Source organism: Aquipseudomonas ullengensis (assembly GCF_014174475.1).
GTDB lineage: Bacteria > Pseudomonadota > Gammaproteobacteria > Pseudomonadales > Pseudomonadaceae > Aquipseudomonas > Aquipseudomonas ullengensis.
On sequence record NZ_JACJUD010000012.1, the window covers coordinates 1 to 1,246 of the forward strand.

At 56.6% G+C, this 1,246-nt stretch carries 1 protein-coding gene; it reads right to left on the reverse strand.

Annotation, left to right across the window (positions count from 1 at the left end; genetic code table 11):
* Positions 1-36: 36 nt before the first annotated feature.
* Positions 37-1,178 (reverse strand): IS3 family transposase gene (locus tag H3H51_RS21095; RefSeq protein WP_183091056.1). Its coding sequence is split into 2 segments (ribosomal slippage): positions 37-926 and positions 926-1,178, totalling 1,143 coding nucleotides; the frame shifts between segments, so codons are not numbered across the junction.
* Positions 1,179-1,246 lie beyond the last annotated feature (68 nt).

A 1,246-nucleotide genomic window follows, 5' to 3' on the forward strand; every position in this document is an offset into this window, starting at 1 on the left:
TGTTGTGGTCAACGAGAACTGGACACTGGTTTAGGTTTATCCGGCCAGTGATTCGGTTTCCGCTGGCGTTCTGTATCCGTTGTAGCTGTGTGGTCGTTGATGGTTGTAGTAATCCGTCAGGTAGCGCAGCACATCAGCCTCAGCTTGCCCTTGGCTGGCATACCCATGCTCCGGCATCCATTCCGTTTTCAGGCTTCTGAAAAAACGCTCCATTGGAGCGTTATCCCAGCAGTTACCGCGGCGGCTCATGCTCTGCTTGATACGGTAGCGCCAGAGCATCTGGCGGAACTCAATGCTGGTGTAGTGGCAACCCTGGTCAGAGTGAAACATCACCTGTTGCGGGCAACCTCGGGACTCGTAGGCCACGCGTAACGCGCGTGTCGTGAGCTGCGAGTCAGGCCGATTGGACAGTGCCCAACCGACAATGCGGCGCGCATACAAATCCATGACTGCTGCCAGGTAGATCCAGCGATTACCCGCCCAGATGTATGTCACATCACCGCACCACACTTGGTTGGGGCCGCTCACTGTGAATTGCCGATCCAGTGTGTTGGCCGCAATGACGCTTTCACCATCAGCCTTGCGGTAGCGATGCTTGCGACATTGCGAGCTGAATAGCCTGGCTTCTTTCATCAGGCGTCCAGCCAGAAAGCGACCAGCCTGCACGCCCTGTATTCGCAGCGCTGCCGATAATGTTCTGGCTCCTGCGGAACCACGACTTTGTGCATGAAGCTCGGCAGCAAGCTGACGCAAGGCAATTCGCCTGTGATCAACTCGGCGACGGCGTTTGCATGCTTCGTAAACACTGCTGCGCTGCACATCAAACACCCGGCACAGCTCGGCTCGTGGATACCGCTCGCCCAATGCCTCAATCAGCGCTACTGATCGAGGGAGTCCGACATCAAGAGAGCGGTAGCCTTTTTTAGGATCTCTTTCTCCCGCTCCAGACGCCGAACCTGGGCTTCCAGTTCCTGTATGCGCCTTTGCTCAGGAGTCAGGGCTTTGCTGCGTGCTGGTGTAGTGCCGCCACGCTCGCTGCGCAGTTGCTCTACCCAGCGACGCAATGCAGTCGGGCCTACGCCTATCGATTTGCAGGCTTCGGGAATGGAGTACCCCTGATCCAAAACCAGGCCGGCTGCTTCGAGTTTGAAATCTGTACTGAATGATCTTCTGGTCACGCAAACACCTCATGGCTGGGCGAAGCTTAACGCCCTATCGGGGTGTCCAGAATCATTGAGCCACAACA